This is a genomic window from Psychrobacter sp. M17(2026) (genome assembly GCF_055699815.1).
Genome location: NZ_CM146741.1, coordinates 3,169,292 through 3,191,593, shown reverse-complemented (window position 1 = coordinate 3,191,593; position 22,302 = coordinate 3,169,292). Strand labels below are relative to the sequence as shown.

At 40.5% G+C, this 22,302-nt stretch carries 14 protein-coding genes and 2 pseudogenes; 10 read left to right on the top strand and 6 right to left on the bottom strand.

What is annotated here, in order from left to right:
• Window positions 1-57: 57 nt before the first annotated feature.
• Window positions 58-240 (bottom strand): hypothetical protein, encoded by a 183-nt coding sequence (locus tag ACR63T_RS13540; RefSeq protein WP_201570668.1) that lies wholly within the window; start codon window positions 238-240, stop codon window positions 58-60.
• Window positions 241-409: 169 nt separating this feature from the next.
• On the opposite strand from ACR63T_RS13540, the gene ACR63T_RS13535 reads away from it, so the two are divergent.
• Window positions 410-1,540, top strand: a complete 1,131-nt coding sequence (locus tag ACR63T_RS13535; RefSeq protein ID WP_472784321.1) for a metallophosphoesterase — start codon at window positions 410-412, stop codon at window positions 1,538-1,540.
• A gap of 25 nt (window positions 1,541-1,565) precedes the next feature.
• On the opposite strand, the gene ACR63T_RS13530 is transcribed toward ACR63T_RS13535, so the two are convergent.
• Both ACR63T_RS13530 and ACR63T_RS13525 read right to left on the bottom strand, forming a co-directional pair.
• On the bottom strand, window positions 1,566-2,822 hold the full coding sequence (locus tag ACR63T_RS13530) for an alpha/beta hydrolase (RefSeq protein ID WP_472784320.1): 1,257 nt from the start codon (window positions 2,820-2,822) through the stop codon (window positions 1,566-1,568).
• A gap of 52 nt (window positions 2,823-2,874) precedes the next feature.
• Window positions 2,875-3,825 carry an alpha/beta hydrolase gene (locus ACR63T_RS13525; protein ID WP_472784319.1) on the bottom strand — a complete coding sequence of 317 codons (951 nt, stop codon included), beginning with the start codon at window positions 3,823-3,825 and terminating at the stop codon, window positions 2,875-2,877.
• 111 nt (window positions 3,826-3,936) lie between these two features.
• Here ACR63T_RS13525 and ACR63T_RS13520 point away from each other — a divergent pair, with 111 nt between their 5' ends.
• Window positions 3,937-4,638: an IS1 family transposase gene (locus ACR63T_RS13520; RefSeq protein ID WP_201571335.1), complete on the top strand. Its 702-nt coding sequence runs from the start codon at window positions 3,937-3,939 to the stop codon at window positions 4,636-4,638.
• Here ACR63T_RS13520 and ACR63T_RS13515 read toward each other — a convergent pair.
• Window positions 4,534-5,127: a hypothetical protein gene (locus ACR63T_RS13515; RefSeq protein ID WP_472784318.1), complete on the bottom strand. Its 594-nt coding sequence runs from the start codon at window positions 5,125-5,127 to the stop codon at window positions 4,534-4,536. The two genes, ACR63T_RS13520 and ACR63T_RS13515, sit on opposite strands and share 105 nt — an antisense overlap.
• A gap of 505 nt (window positions 5,128-5,632) precedes the next feature.
• Here ACR63T_RS13515 and grpE point away from each other — a divergent pair.
• The 5 genes and pseudogenes from grpE to ACR63T_RS13490 all read left to right on the top strand — a co-directional run bounded on the left by grpE (window position 5,633) and on the right by ACR63T_RS13490 (window position 11,240).
• Window positions 5,633-6,250: a nucleotide exchange factor GrpE gene (gene grpE / locus ACR63T_RS13510; RefSeq protein WP_305899186.1), complete on the top strand. Its 618-nt coding sequence runs from the start codon at window positions 5,633-5,635 to the stop codon at window positions 6,248-6,250.
• A 251-nt stretch (window positions 6,251-6,501) separates the two neighbouring features.
• Window positions 6,502-8,445: a molecular chaperone DnaK gene (dnaK, locus tag ACR63T_RS13505; RefSeq protein WP_472784317.1), complete on the top strand. Its 1,944-nt coding sequence runs from the start codon at window positions 6,502-6,504 to the stop codon at window positions 8,443-8,445.
• 373 nt (window positions 8,446-8,818) lie between these two features.
• A complete protein-coding gene (locus ACR63T_RS13500; RefSeq protein WP_472784316.1) occupies window positions 8,819-9,373 on the top strand; it encodes a porin family protein in 555 nt (184 codons plus the stop codon).
• 211 nt (window positions 9,374-9,584) lie between these two features.
• Window positions 9,585-10,040: pseudogene (locus tag ACR63T_RS13495) on the top strand (NfeD family protein); the annotation flags it as partial.
• 318 nt (window positions 10,041-10,358) lie between these two features.
• Window positions 10,359-11,240, top strand: a complete 882-nt coding sequence (locus ACR63T_RS13490) for an SPFH domain-containing protein (protein WP_472784315.1) — start codon at window positions 10,359-10,361, stop codon at window positions 11,238-11,240.
• A gap of 95 nt (window positions 11,241-11,335) precedes the next feature.
• Here ACR63T_RS13490 and hemN read toward each other — a convergent pair whose 3' ends face one another.
• Complete coding sequence (gene hemN / locus ACR63T_RS13485; protein ID WP_472784314.1) at window positions 11,336-12,913, bottom strand: oxygen-independent coproporphyrinogen III oxidase; 1,578 nt, start codon at window positions 12,911-12,913, stop codon at window positions 11,336-11,338.
• A gap of 198 nt (window positions 12,914-13,111) precedes the next feature.
• Window positions 13,112-15,610: a penicillin acylase family protein gene (locus tag ACR63T_RS13480; protein WP_472784313.1), complete on the bottom strand. Its 2,499-nt coding sequence runs from the start codon at window positions 15,608-15,610 to the stop codon at window positions 13,112-13,114.
• A gap of 367 nt (window positions 15,611-15,977) precedes the next feature.
• On the opposite strand from ACR63T_RS13480, the pseudogene ACR63T_RS13475 reads away from it, so the two are divergent.
• The 3 genes and pseudogenes from ACR63T_RS13475 to ACR63T_RS13465 all read left to right on the top strand — a co-directional run.
• Window positions 15,978-17,213 (top strand): annotated as a pseudogene (locus ACR63T_RS13475) (YifB family Mg chelatase-like AAA ATPase); the annotation flags it as partial.
• Between the two features lie 439 nt (window positions 17,214-17,652).
• The gene (locus tag ACR63T_RS13470) at window positions 17,653-19,455 is read left to right on the top strand and encodes a hypothetical protein (protein ID WP_472784312.1); all 1,803 of its coding nucleotides are present in this window, start codon (window positions 17,653-17,655) and stop codon (window positions 19,453-19,455) included.
• Window positions 19,456-19,871: 416 nt separating this feature from the next.
• Window positions 19,872-22,301 (top strand): DUF262 domain-containing protein, encoded by a 2,430-nt coding sequence (locus tag ACR63T_RS13465; RefSeq protein WP_472784311.1) that lies wholly within the window; start codon window positions 19,872-19,874, stop codon window positions 22,299-22,301.
• Window position 22,302: the final 1 nt, after the last annotated feature.

Sequence of the window (22,302 nt, the reverse complement as noted above, 5' to 3'; positions counted from 1 at the left end):
TAGAGTAGGAGTAGGGTGCATTCCATGCACCGATGGTTAGTGAACTAACTATAAGTTTTACAGTTTCGCTATAGCCTTAAAGGCCGCCTCATCATAATCATCATCGTGCGTGACTACTACGGTGCGCTCAGTACAATTGACATTGACCCAGCGTACACCCGTGATATTAATAGTATCGGCCACTAGCTTTTCAGCACTCTGTTTATCACTGATATCAATATGATATAGGGTCTGCGGCATGATGATCCTCAGTCTGCAATGATAGCTATCGTTGAATGACTTCACTTATACTATAAACTATTTCACCTTGTTATTACTGCGTTTTATCAACGATAAGCACACGTAATAGCGTCGTAATTTCAAGCAGTTAGTATTATTATAACCGTTATTATTTTATTTGAGATAACAGATGCGTTATACGTTTTTTATCATTGTCTTTAGCTTGTTGCAGCTCTTTAGCTTAGGAGCGGCATATAGCTTAGCGTGGTGGCTACAGCCTTGGCTGTCTGATTATCCAGCGAAGCTTATGGTATTTGCAGTGATATTTATCATAACCAATGGCCTGCTACTATTGAGCGTGAGTAAAGTATTAGCCAATGCCTATCGCTGGATAAGTGCTTGGATGCTGGTCATGCATTATCTAGTGTTGAGTGCGCTGCTAGGCGTTCTACTATACGGTAGCTATTGGCTATTTATGACTGTCACAGGGATAGCTTTGCAGGATGTAAACACGCTGATTTATACTCTGCGCCTGATAACGCTATTCGCTTTTGTAGGGTTGTTTATCCACTCATTTTACAGCGCTTATAGTCCTGCAGTACGTAGACTGAACATTACTATCGATAAGCCGTTTGCCCAGCCGATAAGCATGATGGTTGCCAGTGATTTGCATATTGGTCGCCTATTTGGCAATAAGGCTATCGCTAGATTACAGCGACTTATTGATAATAATCAGCCTGATATATTGTTGATGCCAGGCGATATTATGGATGATAATGTTAAGGCCTTTACCCATTATAATATGGTGGATGATTTAGCGAAGCTATGTGCCAGCTTACCTTTTGGTGTTTATGCGACTTTAGGAAATCATGATCTATATGGACACGAGCTGCCGATTAGCGAGTCGCTGCGTAGTGCGGGCGTGCAATTGTTAAATGATGAAGTATTGCGCCTTGATTACAACGGTCAACCGATTTGGCTAATAGGGCGCTTTGATAATCACAAACGTGCGCGGGTTGCGACCACCGAGCTGTTGGCGCAAGTCGACACGAGTGAGCCAGTAGTATTGTTAGATCATAGACCTAGCGATATTATGGCGCATAGTCAGTTGCCGATAGATTTACAAGTGTCAGGTCATACCCATAATGGACAGATATTCCCAGCAAATTTCATCGTCAGCGCTATCAATCGCATAGGCTATGGTTATGAAGCTGTTAACAATAGCCACTTTGTGGTCTCCTCAGGCTATGGCTTTTGGGGGATACCGTTTCGCTTAGGGTCGCGTTCTGAGGTTTGGCTGATTACGCTTAACGGGCAATAAGCCTTTAGCAGGCGGTAAGCTATTATTAGGCAATAAGTTCTTGTACAAAACTTTTAAACTCATTAATGATATGAGTGGTCTCCCGGTTTAGACCTTGATGAACGCTAAGCAGATTGATAAAGCCATGTGGCGCACCAAGTACGGTATAAGTTTTTACTTCTAAACCCTCATTTTCTAAATACTGAGCGTAAACAAGGGCTTCATCGCGCAAAATATCTAGCTCAGCGGCGACGATATAGCTTGGGCAAATATTGCTACTATCACCCTTCATCACTGACACTAGCGGATGAGCTTGTGGCAGCTTGCTTTGCTTAATGTAAGCAGTATTAAAGGCGTCGGCTTCCGCATTATCTAGCAATAACCCTTGACCATATAGCGACCAGCTTGGATGATCGCTGCCATAATCAGTTACTGGATATAAAGGCAACTGAGCCAATGGTGGCGGCAGGTCACTCATAGTATTTATAAAATAATCAATAGCCTGCTTATCGTCATCATTAGCTGTGTCTTGCCATAATGCTGGCGTTGGCATAGTGATTTTCTGGGAGACTAAGATAGACAAACAGCCACCAGCACTATCTCCTGATAGTACGATACGTGATGATGACGCGCCTAAGCTATCAGCGTGCTCAGACAGCCAAGCATAAGCTGCTAGACAGTCTTTAAGCGCTGTTGGGGCGCGGTATTCTGGCGCTAGGCGATAGTCAACGCTGACCACAGCCCAGCCCGTTTGACGACAGACGGCATGACAAAACTCATGATGAGTATCGAGATCACCGATACAATATCCGCCCCCATGAAAAAACAGCATCACGACTTCATCAGTGTTCTGCTGGGTAGATTGGTAACAGCGAATAGTCATGTCACCACCATCGCCATTAGCAATAGTCTTATCATGCCAGTTAACGCCAGATTTTTTGTTATTAGCCTCAGCCTGTCGCCAAACCGTTGGCGATTGAATAGAGACGACATCAGTTGCGAATGTTTTACGTAATTTAAGCAACTTATCGACAGTAAGAGGGCTTTTTAGCTTACCGTTGATAGCCATAATCAGCCGCAAATGTGCATCAGCATGGGGATACTGTTCAGCAGTAGTCGCTCCTAGACGATGATTCAATCGCTCAATGACTGACTCAGGTAAGCTATCTAAGCCTTTAAATAAGTAATGTAGTCTATGCCGAAAAAGCGTCTGACTAACAGGCAGGTTTTTAATAGCGCTATCAATAGTCTTGTTGGTTTTTTTAATCAAAGCGTTAAGCGATGGAAGCGGTAAAATAGACATAAACTCACCTTTTAGCTAAAAAATATTTTCCTAAAACTTATCAAATATAGAGCTAAGCCGCCAAAGTCTTTTGAGCGCTCTGTACCTTTTGAGTGCTTATTACTTGATATACAAACTGCTCAAATTGCTTAATAATATTCTGAGTCTCTTGGCCAATCTCTTTATGCACACTCATAAAATGAATAAAGCCGTGCGGTGCGCCCAATATAGTTTGAACTTGGACCTCCACGCCGCAGTAGGTCAGCTGCTTGGCATAAGCAAACGCTTGGTCACGTAGTACATCTAGCTCCGCTGCTACAATGAAAGTCGGGCAGACCTTTTCATTATTTCCTGTCATTGGTGACAGCAGTGGATGCTCGCGAGGTAGCTTGCTATATTGCAAACAGGCCGCGTCAAACACTGCGATATCTGCGTGATCAAGCAACAGACCCTTACCATACAATGCCCAACTTGGATAATCCGTCTCAATATCAGTCACAGGGTATATCGGCATCTGCGCTAGGGGATGGGGCAAGTTTTGCAATTGATTAAAAGTTTTTTGGCCTTGTAAGCCTAAGTCTAGCCATAAAGAGTTAGTGGGGCCAACGATTTGCTGCGCTAGCATTGATGCCAGACAGCCACCAGCGCTATCCCCTGCTAGTACGATACGCGAAGGCTGTGCACCTAGCGTATGACAATGCTCAGCCAGCCAAGCATAAGCGGCGATAGAGTCTCTTAAAGCCGTTGGTACAGGATGCTCAGGGGCTAGGCGATAGTCAACACTGACAATAGACCAGCCTGTTTGTGCACAAATAGCATGACAGAACTCATGGTGGGTATCGGTATCACCGATACAAAATCCACCACCATGCAAGAACAACATAACGACTTGATCACGGTTGTAGTTATTAACAGTGTTATTAGCTTTGTCAGCATCAGTGCTAGACACAGCACCATTACCGTAACACCGAATATTCATATCACCATCATCGGCATTGGCAATCGTTTTATCGTGCCAGCTCACAGGTGCGACACTACGTTTAGTGATAGGCTTCAAATTTTGGTGGTGTATCAGAAAGTATGCTGAGGTAATAAAGGAGGGTGACAGCCAAAGCAAGATGATATATTTGAGGTTATGAAGACACAAATAGATATCAGCTGCCCCGACTGTCACAGTCCCAGTTTAAAGAAAAATGGCAAAAAAAGCTATGGTAAGCAAAACTACCAATGCAAAGCCTGCAAGCGTCAGTTCATTGGCGATCATGCCTTAACTTATAACGGCTGTCACTCTAGAATAGAAGATAAAATACGGCTAATGACAGTGAGAGGCTGTGGCATTAGAGACATTGCTATTATAGCCTCAGTTAGCATTGGTAAAGTGCTAAGTACCATAGGCTCATCCGTATATAAGATTGCGCCTAAGCAGAGCTACTATGAACGCTTAGAAGTTGATGAGTTCTGGACTTACGTGTACCGTAAGAAACGTAAAGTCTGGCTGATTTATGCTTATGACCGTGCTACCAATGAGATTGTCGCTTATGTCTGGGGCAAACGTGATTTGAGAACGGCTAAGAAGCTAAGAGCACGTCTAAATCAGCTCAAAGTCAGCTATGACTCTATTAGTATGGACAACTGGGATAGCTTTTTGACGGCTTTTAAATCAGATCATAAGCGAGTTGGCAAACAGCATACGGTAGGTATAGAAGGCAATAACTGTCGCTTGAGACACCGGTTACGTCGAGCCGTTAGAAAAACCTGCTGCTTCTCGAAAAAGCTTGATAATCACTTTAAGGTATTCGATCTGGTGTTCTTCTATGTCAATTATGGCTACGTCTGATGCCAGCATACTTTTTAGAACACCACCCAAATTTTTAATAAAATTGCCTCGCTCCTGTTGCCATACCTTTGGTGCTTGCATAGCAACAGCGTCAACAGCAAACCTTTTGCGCAGTCCAATCAATTCTGTTAGTTGCAGAGGAGTCTTGAGCTTGGCATTAACCGCTATAATCAGACGTAGATGCGCGTTAGCGTGTAAGTATTGCTTTGAGGTTGGCCCTTTTAAATAACTGACAAGTGCTTCTAGTAAAGGTGTCGGTAGATAGCCAAGTGTTTTTATCGCATAGTGCAAAGTATGCTGCTGGTGAAGCGCTATCGGCTTATAGCTCAGCACTTTTTTAGTTATTGAGCGTTTTTGCATTAATTGTTTATTATCATTTTTATCTAAATCTTCATTAGTAGCTCGACCCAAAATAGCTGGATTAAAACTTTTAACCGCTTTATTAAATCGTGTACGCAGCGGAATTGAGGTTATAGGTAAGATCGACATAACAGTCCTTCTTGATAATTCTCCAACAGTAAGGTTGTAAGTATCAGTAGTTGTAAATCAGGGATTAGTTCATTACAAAATATAATAGAGTAATTTATAAAATATTAAGTTTCGTTTGGTAATAAAACCGTTAGATTTATAGTATGTTGAATAGTCACAAGTAACCTATATAAGGTCTAGTAATAAACAATATAACCACCCTTTACAGACCTAGCCAGTCACTTCAGTCAAAGTTTTGAATAGGCTGCAGCGTACATCTACAGACAATTAGAAAAATTCCTGTACTTTAGGCTTGAAATTTACCCTCATCACCTTTATCAAGCAGCTATTGAACCATTACTCTAAAACGCTTGTGACTTATGCAGCAATACAGATAGAAGTGCTAGCTATTAGCCAATACAAGGCATAACCTCTAAGCGTCAGTACGCCCTAAAACAAGTTATTCATTATCAATAATTACAAGACTTCTAGACCCCATTTAATATAAGTAACATAAGGAATCATTATGAATGAGCAGACCCCAAATCATGAGTTCGATACGCAAGACCCAAAAGTGGCACAAAGCAATATCGAGCGTGAGGGTAGTGTTTTAGAAGAAACTATTGAGGAGTTCAATCCTGAGACTAACGACGGCGAAAACGCTACTATCGACAATGAAATCGATATCGACGCCTTTAAAGCTCGTATTAGCGAGCTAGAAGGCGAGGTCAAGCAGTCTAAAGAGAGTACGGCTCGCGCCAATGCTGAAACCTATAATGCGCAAAAGCGTATGGAGCAAGAAGCGGATAAAAGTAAAAAATTTGCGCTACAGAAGTTTGCCAAAGAATTGCTTGAAGTGCTCGATAATTTAGAGCGTGCTATTATCAGTGTGCAAGACGATACGGATGCTGATGATGCTATTATGGAAGGCGTCAAGCTGACTCATAAATCGCTGTTAGATGTACTTAATAAAAACGGCGTAGAAGTCGTTGATCCACAAGGCGAGAAGTTTAACGCTGACTTGCATGAAGCTGTTGGTATTGACACCGATGCCGACGCTGATACCGTTGGTACCGTGTTGCAAAAAGGCTATAGCTTGAATGGTCGCCTATTGCGTCCTGCTATGGTACGTGTTGGTCAATAGTGTCATCACCGCTATAAATAGAGTATTCCTTATTAAGATTGAGGATATTCACAAATATTCACACAAATATATCGGTTTGCGGGTGAGTCGCCTTGAAAAATATCAAGGGTAAACCGATATAAAGCAACAAGTGACCGTTCATGGTCTGATAATTTTAGCTCACAGCTTGATTTATTCAAATGATAAGAGCTTTGAGCTAACAAAAATTTAGCTATACAAACATAAATCTAATCAAATTGGAGTAATTAATTATGGGTAAGGTTATAGGTATTGATTTAGGTACAACTAACTCATGTGTCGCGGTAATGGAAGGCGATAAAGTTAAAATTATCGAAAACGCTGAAGGTACTCGTACAACCCCTTCAATCGTCGCTTATAAAGATGATGAAATCCTTGTCGGTCAGTCGGCTAAGCGTCAAGCGGTCACGAACCCAAACAAAACGCTTTTTGCTATCAAGCGTTTAATCGGTCGTCGTTTTGATGACAAAGTCGTACAAAAAGATATCGGCATGGTGCCGTACAAAATCGTTAAAGCTGATAATGGTGATGCTTGGGTTGAGATCAACGATAAAAAATTAGCGCCACCACAAGTTTCTGCTGAAATCTTGAAAAAAATGAAAAAGACAGCAGAAGACTATCTCGGTGAGAGTGTTACTGAAGCGGTCGTGACCGTACCGGCATATTTCAATGACTCACAGCGTCAAGCGACTAAAGATGCGGGTAAAATCGCAGGTCTCGATGTAAAGCGTATTATCAATGAGCCAACAGCTGCAGCATTAGCTTATGGTATGGACAAAAAGCAAGGCGATCGCACTATCGCAGTTTATGACTTAGGTGGTGGTACTTTTGACGTGTCAATCATTGAGATTGCTGATGTCGATGGCGAGCAACAGTTTGAAGTACTTGCGACTAATGGTGATACGTTCTTAGGTGGTGAAGACTTTGACTCAGCTTTGATTGAGTACTTAGTTGGTGAGTTCAAAAAAGAGCAAGACTTTAACTTAAAAGGTGACCCTTTAGCGATGCAGCGCCTCAAAGAAGCCGCTGAAAAAGCTAAAATTGAGCTATCAAGCGCGCAAAGCACTGAAGTAAACTTGCCTTATATCACTGCTGATAGTACAGGTCCTAAGCATTTAGTCGTGACAATTAGTCGCTCAAAGCTTGAGAGCTTAACCGAAGAGCTAGTACAACGTACTATGGGTCCTTGTAAGATTGCTCTTGATGATGCTGGCTTGAAAACTAGCGAGATTGACGACGTTATCTTAGTTGGTGGTCAGACTCGTATGCCACTGGTACAGCAAAAAGTACAAGACTTCTTTGGTCAAGAGCCACGTAAAGATGTTAACCCTGATGAAGCTGTTGCTGCTGGTGCGGCGATTCAAGGCGCAGTATTATCAGGTGAGAAAACTGATGTACTTCTTCTTGATGTGACGCCATTGACCCTAGGTATCGAAACGATGGGTGGGGTTATGACTCCAGTTATCGAGAAAAATACGATGATTCCTACTAAGAAATCACAAGTGTTTTCAACCGCTGAAGATAACCAGCCAGCGGTCACGATTCAGGTGTATCAAGGCGAGCGTAAAATTGCTAATCAGAATAAACAGCTTGGTCGTTTTGACTTAACGGATATTCCACCAGCACCACGTGGTCTACCGCAGATCGAAGTATCTTTTGATATCAACGCTGATGGTATCATGAACATCTCAGCCACTGATAAAGGTACTGGTAAAGCGCAAAGTATTCAAATCAAAGCAGATTCTGGTTTGTCGGATGAAGAAGTCGAACAAATGGTGCGTGATGCCGAAGCTAACGCTGCCGAAGATGAGAAATTTGCTAACCTTGCGCAAGCGCGTAATGAAGCCGACGGTCGTATTCATGCGGTACAAAAAGCATTGAAAGATGCTGAAGACAAAGTAACTGATGAAGAAAAATCATCAGTAGAAGCGGCTATCTCAGAGCTTGAAATGGCAGCTAAAGAAGATGATCATGATGACATCAAAGCCAAGCTTGAAGCATTAGACAATGCTTTCTTGCCTGTTAGCCAGAAGATCTACGCGGATAGTGGTGCAGGCGCTGAAGGTATGGATCCGAACCAGTTCCAACAAGGTGCTGATGCTGGCGCTGATAATAGCCAAGCTGATGATGACGTTGTCGATGCTGAGTTCACTGAAGTTGAAGACGATAAGAAATAATGAGCTAGATTCAGCCAAAGTACAATCTTTTAATAAAATAGCGCATCCTTAGGGGTGCGTTTTTTATTTTTTGATGCCAAGTAATAAGTCTTTTGTGACCTGAAAGTTAGATTTCTTGTACATAATTTTTAGCAAAAAGATATGAATGTAACAAAAGATTTCATATCTTTGCCTTTGTAACTCATTGAGCCATAAAGGCTTGCAAAACTTAACTATCAGACTGCTAAACACTGACAGATTGAAATATGTTATTTGCTATTATAACTACATCGTTAGCAAACAAGGCGATAAGTCTATAAAAGACATAGTAAAAAGAGACATAGCAAATAAATATATAACTTGTTTGTACACATTGTACGTTAAGGAGATTAAGATGAAAACTTTACAAAAAACTCTACTTGCTCTAGCAGCTACTTCTTTAGTAAGCGTAGGCGCACAAGCTGCTGTCGCTTATGGTAATGGCTATACAGGTACACCTTATGTCGGCGTCAAAGTAGGTCAGTTTGATCTAGATGTCGCTGGTGCTGATGACCCAACCGCTTATGGTGTTTATGGTGGTTACAACTTCGATCCTAACTTTGGCGTAGAAGCCGAATACGTAGGTTCTAGTGATGCCGATTACTATAATGGTGATATCGATGCTAAGACTTATGGCGTCTATGGTACTTATCGTTATTTTGTACCAAACACAGCTTTATATGGTAAAGCAAAGCTAGGTGTTGCTAGAACTGAAATCGAAGGTGATTTTACTGATAGAGTTGGTGGTGTAGACGTTAGAAGAAACAGCTACTCAGATAGTGATACAACCGTTGCTGGTGGTCTAGGTGTTGGCTATGCCGTTAACTCTGACTTCGGTATCGAAGCTGAATATGATATCGCTGGTAGTGATGCTGATCTAATGACAATTGGCGCACATCTAAAGTTCTAATTTAAAAGTATTTATTATCTAGATTAGAAAAATGAAAAGCAAAAAACGATCACTTCGGTGGTCGTTTTTTATGTCTATAGTTATAATCATAATAAAAGGTTTGGTGCTATCGTTGTAATCATAACTAATGCTATAATATTGATATATAAGACAATATTGCTCTTATAAGTATGCTACATTGATAAGTAAGAATAAAAAGGAGGGTATAACCATGATTGAAGCTGTGTTTATGATTGAACCCTGGCATTGGCTAGTATTAGGCTTTACCTTGATGATTGCCGAGATATTTATTCCTACTTTTGCTAGCCTTTGGTTCGGTGCAGCCGCTATTATTGTTGCCGCACTAGCTTGGTTATTACCACTTCCTGCCTTGTTTGAGGTGTTGATCTGGCTAAGTCTATCGGTGCTGTTTATGTTCGCTTGGGTCAGGTACATCAAGCCTTTATCGGTAAATCGTACCAAAGCAGGACTTGGCGGTAGTGTGATTATCGGTGAGACTGGCATGATTGTGCTTAAGCCGCAAACCAATTCGCTTGGTGTAGTGCGCTTTAATGTCCCCATTGCCGGTGCTGATGAATGGCCTTGCCGTACCGGAGATGACAAGGTCGAAGTAGGTGATAGAGTGGTCGTGACTGATATCGTAGGTAATGATCTTATTGTAGCGCCAACCAAACGTATTACTATGTCTAACGTCGTGCAGCCTGACATCATCTCTAAAATCAATCCTGCGGTTGAAGCTCAACCTATAGCCCAAAAAGTTAAGGCGAGTAGTCTTAACCTGAATAAGCCTAATTTAGACCAAGTGCGTCTTAAAAATAAGTTCATGGACAAATAATACCTTTGATAAGTGATTTATTTAATTAAAGCTCTTAAAAATAAATATCTCAACTATTAAGTATTCTAGTAGCATAATTTATATAAGTTGAAAAGCGTAAACACATACGACATTGCTGATTGAATAGAGCAATGGCTCAAGGAGAGCGTTATGAATAGCATCTTAAGTAGTTTAAATGGCGTTAGTATCGTAACCTTGGTATTGATTGCCTTGATCATATTTACCGTCTTAAAAGCGGTGCGTATCGTACCGCAAGGGTATAAGTGGGTGGTTCAGCGACTAGGGAAATTTAATCAGACGCTGGAGCCTGGCCTGACGCTCATTATTCCTTTTATCGATAGAGTAGCGTATAAAGTCACTACAAAAGATATCGTGCTTGATATCCCCTCACAAGAAGTCATTACCCGCGATAACGTGGTGATCATTGCTAATGCGGTCGCTTATATTAATATTGTGCGTCCAGACAAAGCCGTCTATGGGATTGAAGACTATGAGTATGGTATTCGTAATTTAGTTCAGACCTCACTGCGCTCTATCATTGGTGAGATGGACTTGGATAATGCCTTATCCAGTCGTGATGAAATCAAAGCTTTGCTCAAGAATGCTATCTCAGAAGATATCGCTGATTGGGGTATTACCCTCAAGACCGTTGAGATTCAAGATATTAACCCTTCACAGACTATGCAAGCCTCGATGGAAGAGCAAGCAGCGGCCGAGCGTCTACGTCGTGCGACAGTGACTCGTGCTGATGGTCAAAAGCAAGCGGCTATCTTAGAAGCTGATGGTCGTCTAGAAGCGTCACGCCGTGATGCTGAAGCGCAAGTAGTACTGGCTAAGGGTTCTGAGGAGTCCATTCGTCTTATTACTGCAGCGATGGGAGATGAGGAGATGCCCATTGTTTATCTACTTGGTGAGCAGTATATCAAGGCGATTCGCCAATTAGCAGAGTCTGACAATTCGAAAATGGTCGTATTGCCCGCTGATATCTTAAGTACGGTAAAAGGTATGGTCGGTGACAAGTTAAAAGTGTAGTACTTACCTTTCAATTTTTATTTTACTCACAAACTAAAAAAGACCTCATCATTGAGGCCTTTTTATTGACTTAATTTTAAACAAAATATGAGCGCTTAAATCACTTTAGAAAATCGATCTTTGTGCTTCTCTGTAAGATACTCATCAAATACCATCGCCACATTACGACCTAATAGACGACCCTTTGGCATGATACGAATACCAGCAGCATCCATGTCAATAAGTTTATCTGCTTGCATCTCGCCTAACTGCTGGATCTCATCTATAAAGTAGGTGATCGCATCGATACCGAACTTTTGATTCACATCACGAAAGTCAATATAGTCATGACAAAGCAGATTCATAATCACATACTCACGCAAGCGATCTTTGACAGAAGTTTTGATAACTTTGACGGCTGGCATGACAGCAGGATTGTTAATTGAGGCATTAATGCTGTCTTGATAAACGCTTAAGTCAGTATGGTTCTGCAAAATATAGCTACTATTGGCGTTGGTAATCTGACTGATTGACGAGACCCCAAAGCCTAATAGATCACAGTCGCCCATGATCGTATAGCCCTGAAAGTTGCGATGCAGCTTGCCTTCGCGCTGCGCTACTGCCAGCTCATCATCAGGCTTGGCAAAGTGATCAATACCAATAAACTGATAGCCTGCATCCGTTAAAGTATTGATAGTACTGCCAAGCATCGTTATTTTAGTAGCAGGACTAGGCAAGTCTTCATCTTTGATCTGGCGCTGAGCTTTGAAGCGCTCAGGTAAATGTGCGTAGTTAAATACTGACAGACGATCTGGTGCCATCTCGATGATGCGCTCTACCGTGTTGTTAAAGGTAGTCGGTGTCTGATGGGGCAAGCCATAAATCAGATCAAGGTTAATAGAATGAAAGCCTAATTCACGCGCCTCGGCTAGGACGTTTTCAATTAATTCTGCTGAATGCACTCGATTGACCGCGATTTGTACCGCTTCATCTAAGTCTTGTACGCCAAGGCTGATACGGTTAAAGCCAAGATTACGTAGCACTTTTAGCGTATTACCGCTCAGCTCACGCGGGTCTATCTCAATAGAATAATCGCCTTGATCTTCTGGCAAAAAATCAAACTGGGTCTGCAAAAACTCCCACAGCTGTACTATCTCTTCATCACGCAAAAACGTCGGCGTACCACCGCCTAAATGCAGCTGCTTAACCAGTGGGTTCTTGCGAATACCAGTGCCATCTTCTGGTGTCGATAGTAAGCTGCGCTTATGTTTAATCTCACTAATAAGGTATTGTAGATAGTCGCCTGAATCGCTGTTCTTTTTAGTGATGATTTTATTACAAGCACAGTAATAGCAAAGATGACGACAAAACGGAATGTGAAAGTATAGCGATAATGGCGCCCGCGCTTCACGGTTTTGTAATATCTGTGCCTCTAAGCCCTCAGATATCGGGGAGAACTCAAGCGCGGTCGGATAAGAAGTGTAGCGTGGCCCTGAGCGGTTGTACTTATTCACTAGCGATTCATCAAACGCAGGGAGTTGTTTGTTACCGCTAGTCCCACGTAGGCTGGCATAAGGGTTGTTTACTTCGACCACGGGACGCGCAGTAGTCGGCTGTTCATTAGCAGGGTTGTAGGGCTGCTGCGGGGCAGTACTGGAGATTGAATTGGCTTTTGAATCCGATTGTGAGGACATGTAACTTTCCTTATATTGGTTCTATAGGCGTCTAATCTTTTATAGTGATTTATTAGATAATACTCAACGCACAATAGGGGTTGCTTATTATAACAAATCCTTATATTTAGTGGGGTGATTGGTAAGCCCTTTCCTTATAAAAAAGCGATCCTAAGATGAACTTAGAATCGCGTTTATAGCTGTCTAATATTTTAACTTTTAACTAGCAGGTAGGTTTTCTCTTAATTGAATCTTATTACCAATTGCTTTATCCGCTACTTCATTGGTACTAAAAGGAAGACGAATCCAGTTCTTATCAGAATAACGACGACTTTGGTCACGATGGAAAGGTCGGCTCGTATCAGAAGCTTGCGAGTAACCCAACGAGGCTTCTGCTATAGGGCCATTATTATCAAAAGTGACAGTTTGCATATATGTCGGACCAAAATTGATGACGTAATTTGCACCGTCATTAGCTCTTGTACCTCTTGGTTCTGCAACATTGAAGACACCTTCACGACCAAACCCACCATGCATAGGAATCCGTTCGTTGTTGTTGCCAGCATCAAAGATATATTGCAAATCAGCTAACGATGCATCAAGGGCAATATTCTTATCTTGGAAGAACTTGATAGCATCACCTAAAGCAGTACGGGTATTGGCGTTGATAATTAAGTCACGCGGCGTGTTAACAGGATCATTAACATCAAACTTGACACTAAATATGGTATCAGTAGTTTCAGCAAAACTAACATTACGCCAGAACTCTCTAAATACATGCGCGCCTTTACTATCAAGATTATTACGACGATCCCAATTGCTTAAAATACTACAAGCAGTAGTTGCATCGATAGTGTTACCACCTGTCAAAGGTAAGTTAGGATTCGCCTGACAATCAGCTAACACATCATCAAGTACCAGCTCAGCAACATAGCTACGATTACCGTATATGACATCTTGCATATTATCTAAATTGAAGCTGCTACCGCCAAGTCCGTCTCTATTATTGAGTCGATCTTGTATTTGAACCAGTCCCATACGTGAGCGCATAAGTAATGGCACACCATCCACTGGAGTAGCGCCTAGAAAAGGCGTTAAACGACGACGTAGCATTGGAGAAAATCCAGTTAAAGGCTCCTCTAAATTGCTTAGCCAATAGCTATCATTTGAGTTAGCGACATAGTCATCACGAATCAAAAACGGTAGATTTGAAGGTCCAAAGATCCCAGCCTGCGGTGAGTCTATATCAACGCCCCATTCACAGGCAGCATTACTACCATTAAGTGCAGGTATATTGGCAAAACTAATCAGGGTTCTAAGCGCAATTCCAGCATTGAAACCACACTCCTCAAGCTTAGATTTAGTGACGTTAGGTACGGTTGAAATATCAGCATAAAGCGCTTTACCGTTGCGGTCGGTAGCAATCGTATTGATAAACCCGAGTCCAAGAATGCTTTGCATTCTATCTCTTAGATCCTCGACACTAGTGGCCTTATTCATACTACGCCACTGGTTAAGTGCACGAGGGTTTTCGGAGGCAGCATCACGAATAGTAAAGGCTAGATTGTTATCACCCCAAGAAGGTAAAGGTAAATTAGGGTTTATTTCATTAGCAGCTAACATAGGTCCATATTGTGAGACATAAATAATGTGTTCCTCTTCTTTATTATTCGGTAGTTGAATAGTGACTTTGTCCTCTCTAATATCACGTTCTTCAACCACACCTGGACTTACCTCGTATTTATATTTCAGAGGGTTGCCATCTACTAAATTAAGCTGATAAAGCGTATAACGATTGGCAGTGGATACGGTATGGCTCCAAGCGACGTCTTTGTTAAAGCCGATATTGATAAAGGGCTGTCCTTGTTGAGCAGAACCCATCACATCAATCTCACCTGGTATCGTTAAGTGAAACTGATAAAACCTTTGCACGCCTTCCCATGGCTCATGTGGATTGCCATACATCACACCGCTACTAGTCCCTGTGACCTCACTACCAAAGGCATAGGCATTACTGCCGCCACTCATAGCGTCAACAGCATCCATATCAAATTCAGGTGCCGATTCCACTAAAGGATTGGATGGAGCAACGCTACGCATTCTAGAGCTACCTTCAATGCCAGTAGGATTAGTGGGCGGTGCAGCTTTCACAATAGGGCCAAGAAATGGTGATAAGCCACCACGTAGATTGGCTTTACCATAAACTGTCAATAAATCGTCAAGGGTGATTTCGCGTACCCATGCAGCATTGGCACAAGTAGGGTCGATATTAGCTACACCTTTATCACGCAGATATCGGCTATAACCTGCCGCATAACCTGTGACCGCATCGATAGTTTCAGGGTCTTGCGCCGCTAAAAACTTAGCTTTTCTTTCAGGAGAGTTGTACCAGGTATAAAAGGCATCACTCGCTAAGTTACCTTCGTCGCCTAGATAAAGCATACTTTCACCTCTAGCCACGACAACTTCACGAGCTAGTGAGCATAAATTATCTTCAGCAAAAGCGTAACCAACACCGTAGCCTAACCCTTTATAATCATTGGCGGTGATATGGGGAATGCCAAATTCGGTACGCTGTATATCTGCTGAATAAGTCACGGGAATAGCAGTACTAGTAATCTTATCATCGTTGTCTGAACAACTAGACAGTCCCAACGAGACGGCAACTGTCAGTAAGGTGAGTGTTGGTGTGTGCCAACTGCAAGCTTGAGTATTCATATTTTAACCATCCATAGTTAAAGGTTGTCTACAAGGCCCTAGCAAAATGCCATTAGCCTCAAGATATCAATAAATTCCTTTTTATTGCTATACAAGCACTATTGATAATATAGCAACTTATACCTGCTTAGCCAGCAGATTTATTACCTGATTTGTTTTGAAAGAAACGTACCGATAAAGTTTTAATATTTAATAATATCAACTGATTAGCTAATGACTATTTTAGTAACCAAGGGCATTATTCTGCCGTATATATTGGCTCATTATCATCATAAGAGTAGGCCGTCTTTTATAAATAAATGAACGACATTTGCGCACTACTAACTAATGCTCTATTATCGATATATACTTCTATCAGGATACGCTCATGTCGTTTGCTCAGGTCTATACACGATCGGTCGTTGGCTTGCATGCGCCGCAAGTTATTATAGAGGTGCATCTATCACAAGGTTTGCCCGCATTAACGATTGTGGGCTTACCAGAGGCGGCAGTACGCGAAAGTAAAGATCGGGTGCGCTCGGCGATTCTGAATTCTGGTTTTCAATTTCCTAATCGTCGTTTGACGATCAATCTAGCGCCTGCTGACTTGCCCAAAGACGGTGCACGGCTTGATTTACCTATTGCTATCGGTATTTTGGCAGCGAGTGATCAGCTTGACCCACAGGTATTATCAGCATTTGAGTTTATTGGTGAGTTGGCACTTAACGGTGAGCTACGCCAAGTCACAGGTAGCTTAGCCGTCGCACGAGCGATAAAAGCTGAGGCGCTAGTGGCTAACAAGCTATTAGAAAAAAAATCGTCAGAAAAAAAGCAGGTGGGAATAAAGACATCTGTAAAAAAGTCATCTATCCACGAACAAGATCTGGTAGAGCCATTGCTACCGCCTGCGCAATCAAGGCAGCTAATAGTGCCCAGCGTCAATGGTGCAGAGGCGAGTCGGGTTGAGGGTATAACAGTATTAGCTGCACAGAATCTAAAGGCGGTTTGCAATCATCTGCAAGCGTTAGCTCATCCTAATGGTCATCTGAATACTGATAATCACCTGTTAGAGACGGTTGCTCCGAGTCCTACGCAGCAACATGCAGGCTATAAAGTTGATCTTGCCGATGTCAAAGGTCAACATCACGCTCGGCGCGCATTAGAGATAGCGGCAGCAGGCGGGCATTCGCTATTATTTACAGGGCCGCCTGGATCTGGCAAGACGCTAATGGCGTCGCGGCTACCGACGATATTGCCTGATCTAAGCGCGGAGGATGCTTTAGAGGTCGCCAGCACTTATTCGGTCGCCGATAGTGATTATGACTATGGTACGCGCCCCTTTCGTCAAGTTCATCATACGATATCAGCAGTAGCGCTAGTCGGTGGAGGCTCACGACCCAAACCTGGCGAGATAACGCTTGCCAATAAGGGGGTTTTATTCCTTGATGAATTGCCTGAGTTTGATCGTGCGGTGTTAGAGGTATTGCGTCAGCCATTAGAGGCCAAGCAGATCACTATTAGCCGTGCCAATTCACAAATGACCTTTCCTGCTAATTTTCAATTGGTTGCGGCGATGAATCCTTGCCCCTGTGGCTATGATGGCGATGCTTCAGGACGCTGTCGCTGACAACTACAAAATTAAATGATAATTACAAAATTAAATGATAATTACAACTATAATTGATAACATGTATAAACTTATATTTGAAGTGAAAATTAGCGAAATAAGATTAGGGTCTGTTGAACATTCATAAATGAGCACTGCTGATAGCTAAAATAGGTCTAGTCTAAGGAAAAATTGCAGGTAATGCTTATTGCATTGGCTAGATTTTTACAACGAATAGAGCGGTTTTAGCATCAGCCCCTCTTTATTAAGTGCTGGGGACAGGACTCTTTTTTGCCAATTCATCATTAAAAAGATCCGCTTAGAGTGACTAAACTAGATATTTTTAATCTAGAATTGTCTAAAAAATAGTCTCTGTCAGTGCCATGATCGAATGTTCAACAGACCCTAGAACTATATTGATCAAACGAAATTTGTACAACTTACGAAGGGTCTTATTGTGAAGATAACATTTGAGAACGAGCGCTTCGAAGATAGTTATTTTACGAACGAAGCGCTATATAGGTTGGAAGCGATTGAAAATATTAGCAAACATGAGCCGTTTGAATTTCTAAGAGTTAAATTTTTCAAGTTGCATGAAACAGTGTCAATAAATAAGTTAAAAAGCTATGAATCAACTGGAAATTACAACAGATACTTCAGCTCTATTGGTAAAAAACCTAATGCAGGATTAATCATTGTAGAAGTAAGGGTTGAGTACTTATATCTAATGTCAGCAGGCTCTATTTGGAAGGCTAAAGGCTCTAGAGTCATTGAAAATGTTTTTGAGCCTATTACTTCGGAAACTATTGAGATTGGTATAGAACGAAATAGATGTATTCAAAAAGATATCTATAAATCACTAGATACTTCTGCTAAATTTAATCCTCTTAATCTAAATAATAAATTACCCTTATTAGCTATTTCAGATTCTTTCGTTGAAGGTAAAAGCACTACGGTACTTATTCCTTATTCTGAAATTATTAGACACTATTTCTCTGCATCAAAATATTTTATTTCTAAATTATTTGAAGAAGACTGGATAAAGGATTTAGCTGAGCTTATTGAAGACGGGGAGGATAACCGTGAAACATGTTCGATAAAACTTAATAGCAGACACTTCCTTGATAGTGATGTTCCGTTCATAGCTCGAGCTTTACTGGACAAGCCAACACTTTTTGCGATGCGATCAATTCATGGTCGTGCAAATAATGCTTTGAATCATTCAGAAGAAAATGATTATTTTCATAGCTTGACTGGACTACCCTTAGAAACAACCCTACCTTTCGAAGATAAAACTAAACTTGACGTTATAGGACACTACTTGACTAAAGAAGATAGTAAAGAAAGATTCTTTTTAGTACGTAAAATTCAAACTTGTCACCACTCTTGGCCGTTTGAAAGACTAAATATTATTAGTGCCGAAACATTTAAAGAACGTGAGAGAGAAGAATACGAAGTTAGAGTATCTAAGGAACAAGCAACGGTAGATGAAGATCAAATAGAACTGACTGCTGGAGACAGACCAAGTGCTAATAACGCTGAATTGATTATAGAGCTTGATCAAAGTGCACGTTTTCCGTTTCTCAACACATTACCAGTTCAGAAGAAGCGTGAGCAGGATGGCAAAGAAGAGACCGTTTATGATGTTGTAGGTATCAGCCAAGTAACTCTACAAGATAATGAAGCCATAAACAAAGGATCCCTAGGTCAAGAAAATTACGTAAGAAATAATCCAATTAACCCTGTACAAATAACTCCTGAAAGAGCCCCAAGTGAAATTAAGTCTCTTAATGAAATTTCTGAAATTTTTCATGGAATTGAGTCAGCAAACGAGAATTGGCGTGTTACGGCTCTACCACTAAATCATATTGATAATACTTATCCTTATGGGTTATTTGATTTTGAAGGCACAAGATGGTCTCAAGCTTACGATAGAAATCGGAAAGGACTACTACTAAGAGTTGAGATAAAAGATAAGATTGTACTGTACTGCTTAGATATTGAACCTCATAAAAGAACTACATTTAGTTTATTTTTGTTCACAGGCCCTACATCAGGTACGAATGAGATGGACCTAGCTGGTATCATGAATACAATTAGTGAGAAGAAGGGTAAAGGGATTAAGACAATCTTAGAGTCTAGGTTTAAAGTAGTAGAAACATTGAAACATATTAGTTATGTTAATAATCCTATCGAAGATAGAATTGTTAATAAAATCAATGAAATCATTGTTAGATTAACTCCCCAAGTGGAAAGCTAATTAAATACTATAGCATCTCTCATTAAAATTTCTCATACGCCTCTACAGCCACTAGAAATTCATTTGTTCCGATTCAATAGTCTACTCGATGTTTTTATTACTTGGATGTTGAAGACTTACTCGTAATAGCCGATTACAGTAGTCAACTAATTTAAGATATTTGATAAGAAGTTTCGATTTGAGTAGCGGCTCTTTTTTCTAGCGATATTATCTAAGCGTACCTATTTCATGGTCTTGGCGCTCAATAACTACTTATAACTTAAAATACAGTATCAAAAATGCTACTTTTGAACTAAAATAAAATATCATACTTAAAGCAAGATAAGCCAACATCAATCTATTCTGTAGATTTTAGAAACCTACAATTGTTAGAATCTTATTTTCCTGTCTAATACCATCATATACAAGGTCGAAAAATGTCTGTAGAAGCAAAAAGCATATTTGAAGCGGTAACTAAGCCTGTATCAGAATTACTATATGATCGAGGTCTCGGACTTTACATACCATCTTATCAAAGACCTTATAGCTGGAATAAGAATAAGGTCGATAGGCTAATGGAAGACATTAGCCATGGTTTTAAAAAGCTTATTGATTCTAATGATAGTTTTACGTTTCTTGGCACAGTCATAACAATACATGATATCAATCACTCTACCATTCAGCCTATAGTAAGGGACGATGTACCTGGTAAGGTTTTAACAGTAATTGATGGTCAACAGCGAATGACCACACTCCTGATATTATGTATAGCTTTGCACAATGAAATATCGTTGATGTACAAGCGATTTAAAAAAATGATGGATAAATACCAAAGTAATTTTGAACAAGAACAAGATTCCGTTGAAGAAGGTGACCAAAGAGAAAAGCAAAGATATGAAGAGAATATGGAAGCTTTCAAATGGTTAGATGGAAAAACGATAGATGTTCTGACGGACTTAGCTCTAACTTTTTATGAAAATTATGGTCGTGGAAATTCGCCTTTTTACCCAAGAATGATCAGATCATTAGAAGATTCATGGTCTAGAGACAAAGATAAATGTCACTATCATTCGCCTGCCGCGCATCTAACCTTTAACTATATTCAAGAGATAAACAAAGAAGGTTATCAAGCTACTAATTTTCGACCCTCTAAAAGAATTGATGAAAATATTGAAGGCGAAGCAGATCTAGTTGATAGGTTTAACCAGTTAAAAAACATATTAAGAAAGCTTGATAAAAACAGTGATGATGATGAAATGGAGGAGATTCCTACTTGTAACGAGATTTACAACTCTAAAGTTTTTTTAGAGAATTTGTTTAATCCTGGCACAGTACCTGTCGATCATATCAAAAATATCAGCACAGAATTTAAAGATAACTTTGATCAACTGTCTCTGCTAATGTTTTATGCTAACTATATTCTAAACAGAGTTGTCGTGACTGTCGTAAAAGGCAAAAACGAAGACTACGCGTTTACAATTTTCGAGTCTTTAAATACGACGGGAGAGCCTTTAACAGCTTTTGAAACTTTTAAACCGCGTGTTGTTGGCTCTGTTAAATTAGCTAATTATGAAAACTCTAGAGAGAAAAAGCTTTTAGATGAAATTGGAGAGTATTTGAGTGATTACTCAGCCAGTGATAAACGTCAAAAAGCCACGAAAGACTTATTAATAGCTTTTTTCGGTGCTTATTCGGGTCTGAAGGTTTCAGGTAGATTGAACGAACAGCGTAGTAAGCTAAAAACCGCTTTTGAAAATGCTCAGAGCGAAGATAAGAATTATGGTGATGATCATTCGCAAGAAAAAATAAGGTTAATTCAGACGCTACGTGACTGTGCTAACTTTAAAAATTATTTTTGGGAAACGAAGAGTTTTAATAATATCCATCAATTTATTGGTGATAGAGCATTGTCTAACACTAGTAGACTATGTTTAAGCTTTCTAAATGACTTAACTCATACAATTGTAATTCCCGTATTGACTAACTTCTTCACTCAAATAATTGAATCAAAAGACAATGATCAAAAACAGCTTAGACTCTATGAGTTTGAAGAAGCGCTAAAAGCTATTGTTGCATTTAGTGTCTTATGGCGAGCATCTAGGATGGGTACAGCTGGCATAGATAAAGAGTATAGAGAACTTTTAGGCATTACCGATACTACAGGTCTGCTGCCTATAGCTAAAATTCATATGAAAGATGACATTATCGACATTGATTCGTTTAAAAAAGCGCTTAAATCACGATTGATTGACCCTAGTCGTAAAGGTGCTTTAAAAGATAAGCAAGGTTTCATTCAAAAAGCGACAGCTCTACCTATATACAATCAGAAAAAAGTAGCTAAAATAGTGCTTTTATCAGCTCATAATAATACGGTGGAAGACCCAGAAAATCCTGGTTTTCTTATCAAAGGTAAATCTGCTACAAATTCTTGTTTAACTATGGAGATGTATCAAGACGAAGTTAGCTTAACATTAGAGCATATTGCTCCCCAAACGCACGGTGATAAATGGCCACCAGAGATATACTCTAACGGAACACTAGTTCATACGTTAGGAAACTTAATACTAATCTCCTCAAAGTTAAATTCGGCATTGAGTAATAAGGTATGGCAAGAGAAAAAAACAATATACAAGGCAGTAGGCGCAAAAACCAGAGAAGAAGCCAATGAAATTCTGATTGATGCTCAAACAAAGTATGGATTCAATTTCCGAGATAGTACAAAGGCAATTCTTGAAGAGCAAAATCATATGCCAAATTTAGTTACGTTAGGTAATATTGAAAGTGGTTGGAACGCTGAATGGATTGAAAAACGTTCTAAGCACTTGTATTCACTAGCTTGGGATGAGCTTATTAAATGGCTTGAATAGT

What these genes read in the sequence shown, in the direction of transcription:
- ACR63T_RS13515 (WP_472784318.1), bottom strand. Translation starts at nt 5,127, where the DNA reads ATGTCGATCTTACCTATAACCTCAATTCCGCTGCGTACACGATTTAAT.
- ACR63T_RS13535 (WP_472784321.1), top strand. Translation starts at nt 410, where the DNA reads ATGCGTTATACGTTTTTTATCATTGTCTTTAGCTTGTTGCAGCTCTTT.
- hemN (WP_472784314.1), bottom strand. Translation starts at nt 12,913, where the DNA reads ATGTCCTCACAATCGGATTCAAAAGCCAATTCAATCTCCAGTACTGCC.
- grpE (WP_305899186.1), top strand. Translation starts at nt 5,633, where the DNA reads ATGAATGAGCAGACCCCAAATCATGAGTTCGATACGCAAGACCCAAAA.
- ACR63T_RS13480 (WP_472784313.1), bottom strand. Translation starts at nt 15,610, where the DNA reads ATGAATACTCAAGCTTGCAGTTGGCACACACCAACACTCACCTTACTG.
- ACR63T_RS13520 (WP_201571335.1), top strand. Translation starts at nt 3,937, where the DNA reads ATGAAGACACAAATAGATATCAGCTGCCCCGACTGTCACAGTCCCAGT.
- dnaK (WP_472784317.1), top strand. Translation starts at nt 6,502, where the DNA reads ATGGGTAAGGTTATAGGTATTGATTTAGGTACAACTAACTCATGTGTC.
- ACR63T_RS13465 (WP_472784311.1), top strand. Translation starts at nt 19,872, where the DNA reads ATGTCTGTAGAAGCAAAAAGCATATTTGAAGCGGTAACTAAGCCTGTA.
- ACR63T_RS13540 (WP_201570668.1), bottom strand. Translation starts at nt 240, where the DNA reads ATGCCGCAGACCCTATATCATATTGATATCAGTGATAAACAGAGTGCT.
- ACR63T_RS13490 (WP_472784315.1), top strand. Translation starts at nt 10,359, where the DNA reads ATGAATAGCATCTTAAGTAGTTTAAATGGCGTTAGTATCGTAACCTTG.
- ACR63T_RS13500 (WP_472784316.1), top strand. Translation starts at nt 8,819, where the DNA reads ATGAAAACTTTACAAAAAACTCTACTTGCTCTAGCAGCTACTTCTTTA.
- ACR63T_RS13530 (WP_472784320.1), bottom strand. Translation starts at nt 2,822, where the DNA reads ATGTCTATTTTACCGCTTCCATCGCTTAACGCTTTGATTAAAAAAACC.